Source organism: Bacteroidales bacterium, assembly GCA_018334875.1.
Classification (GTDB): Bacteria; Bacteroidota; Bacteroidia; order Bacteroidales; family UBA12077; genus JAGXLC01.
In genome coordinates this window covers 1-2,778 of the sequence record JAGXLC010000501.1, presented here as the reverse complement: position 1 = coordinate 2,778, position 2,778 = coordinate 1, and the positions used below count along the sequence as shown (strand labels likewise).

Annotated in this window: 3 protein-coding genes; all 3 read right to left on the bottom strand. The window is 39.2% G+C overall.

From position 1 onward, the window contains the following. Nucleotides 1–344, bottom strand: a 344-nt coding sequence (locus KGY70_20430; GenBank protein MBS3777572.1) for a polyphosphate kinase 2 family protein, incomplete at its 3' end; no start/stop codon positions are given. Nucleotides 345–669: 325 nt separating this feature from the next. Then, on the bottom strand, nt 670–1,452 hold the full coding sequence (locus KGY70_20425; GenBank protein ID MBS3777571.1) for a hypothetical protein: 783 nt from the start codon (nt 1,450–1,452) through the stop codon (nt 670–672). A gap of 83 nt (nt 1,453–1,535) precedes the next feature. After that, nucleotides 1,536–2,675 carry an ATP-binding protein gene (locus KGY70_20420; protein MBS3777570.1) on the bottom strand — a complete coding sequence of 380 codons (1,140 nt, stop codon included), beginning with the start codon at nt 2,673–2,675 and terminating at the stop codon, nt 1,536–1,538. Nucleotides 2,676–2,778 lie beyond the last annotated feature (103 nt).

The following is a 2,778-nucleotide window of genomic DNA, read 5'->3' as shown; positions in this document are numbered from 1 at the left end:
TTATGAATCCGCCAAAGATAATCATGTTCCAGCTCAGTTCCACAGGGTGCCTTAAAGTTAATAACCCTCACCCCCTGTGGATTTAACGGGCCAAAAACATGGCGGATGGTGCCGTCCTTTCCCCCGGTGTCCATAGCCTGAAAAAGGATCAGAACAGCATATTTCCCCTGGGCATATAGTATCTCCTGTAGTTCGGTCAGCTCTTCACGGATCTTTTCCAGCTTCTTTTGGGCTTCCTGCTTGTCATCCAGATCATGTGTATCCGAGGGATCGACATGCTGTAACGAAAAATTTGCCTTGGGGGGAACCGACAAAGTATTGAGATGATTGGAGTTTTCCTTCATAGTAAGGGGGTTTAAGATGATACAATCAAAATTTGACTTTAAAAATCATAAATTTAGAAATTGATGGGCTAAACGTCAAGAAATTTAACCTGGATCATTCATAAACGAATCCCGCTTACCAGCGGGATTCGTTTATGAATGCGGGAGGGGTTGCGGGAAGGATCCAGGAAACCCCGCGTTAGAAAAACCAACTTTTTGCGAAAAATATTGAAGCAAAAAGTCAGGTTTTTCAATAGCGTCAGAATTATTCTTGAATAATTCGGGTTAAGCAATAAAAAAGCCAGGCAGCGAAGCTGCCTGGCCGTTATTTACCGAAGGGGTGGGTTCAGGATTTCATAACAATACCCAGTTTTTCGAGGTATTGCGCATCGTCTTCAAACATAAGCAAGGCGACTTTTTTGTAAACAGAGGTCCAGTCCTCCAGTTCATCGAGTTTTTCGTTACGGACCTGTATTTGGTGTTGTGCATCACCTTCTTCCGATTCGATTTTCTCCATGAGTTGATAAAGCTCCTCGATGTCGTCCAGTCGTTCTTTCATCATTTCACCGGTATATCCGAACCTGGCCATCTTTTGAAGCAGATTTTCATCCTGCTCAAGGGAGCTGTAAAAATGTTTGGCTTGCTTGAGATAAGCTGCCTGGGTGCGGCTTCGTCTTCCGGTAGCGCCAATATACTCCAGTTTTTTAGGATCTTCGGACAGGGCAATACGAGTAAATTCCAAATCGCGGATGTATTTGTCGTGAAAAGCATTTTTTGCTTCCTGATGATTATCGCGGGCTTCATTGTATTCGCCCTTTTCTTTGTGATTCACCTCGTAAGCTTCTTCTGCGCCTTCAACTAACTGTTTTCCATTCTGCATTTCTTCGGGTGTATACCCGGCAGTGGCCATTCTTTCTGAAATGACGAGATCATTCGTACAAGTAATGTACTGGCACTTTTGATCTTTTTTATGGTAATTTAGATTGATTTTGCATAAGAAAGGTATCAGGTTTCTGGCTGTTAGAAGAAAATATTGTTTGGAGGTAGAGCCAAACTGCCGTGTGTCTCTGTTGTTGATGCGACCAACTTCATGCTCAACAGGGGAGTGGTTCTTGAAATATATGATCAATCAACAGAGAGCAGATATGGCTGGTTTTATCGCGCACTCTGACGAGGCGCCGGGAATGGAGGGGATAACCTGTTGCAATCGCTTTAAATCAAAAACTGCTGATAATTTTCCCTGCTTATTACCTCAAACGAACTTTCGGGATAAGATTTAGTCCATGTCTTTGGTGGTTTTGTTTTTGCTGATTTATTAAGTTTTATCTCATAACCCCATAAATTTCCACTATGTTCCTCAATATAATCAATCTCTCCGCCGGTGTAGATCCGCCAGAAGTAATTATTCACAGGTATTTGGAGATAACTTAAATATTTTTGACGTTCTGCCAGAACAAAATTTTCCCAAAGCTCTCCAAGATCATTCCGGTAAGGCTTCGGGTTGTAATTGTTTATAATCATATTCCTAATTCCATTGTCGTAAAAATAAAATTTATCCATCTTGGAAATTTCTTTTCTAAGATTTCTGCTGAAACCGGATAATCTAAAAATAACAAAGGATTGTTCCAGCAAATACAAATAATGGTTAACGGCATCACGGCTGAGGTTTAATTGTTGGCTCAGTTCATGGATGGATACTTCGCTTCCGATTTGAAAAGCCAATAATCGTAATAAATCAGACAATTTTTTTTTATTGCGGATTCCTGTGAGTTCAAAAATATCTTTGTATAGGTAAGAATTTCCTAATTCTTCCAGAATCAGCTTCTTTTCATGATACCCTTGCTCAGTAAACACCTCGGGATAGCTTCCATAAATTAGTAATTCTTCCAGCATATCATCGATTTCAAATGAACTGTAATGATAATTCAGCTCTTTTAACGAAAGTGGATATAAAGAAAATACGAATTTTCTGCCGGTTAATGCTTCCGCCACCTGAGTAGCAATATGTATCGAAGAGGAACCGGTAATAAACACTCTTAATTCCGGTAACTCTTCATGGATTATTTTTAAATTGATCCCGATGTCAGGAATACGCTGTGCTTCATCAATAAATAAAATTTCGTTCTTACCAATCAGTCCCTTCAGTTTTCGGGCATCTTTACTTGATAAAACATCGATATATTTTTGCTGATCAGCATTTACAGCCATAACTTTTTTTCCTGACGCATCAAGGATATGTGTTGCCAGGGTAGTTTTCCCGGTTTGACGGGCTCCATAAAGAATCACAATTTTGTTTTTATCCCCATTTAATCGTGATTCGATTGGTTCTTTCAAATATCTTTGGATTTCCATAATTTTTTCCTTCATTTTAACGAAAATTATGAAGTTTAATCTACAAAATTAACGTTAATTTTGTAGATATGGATATATAGCTGTAAATAATTTTATGTGAGAG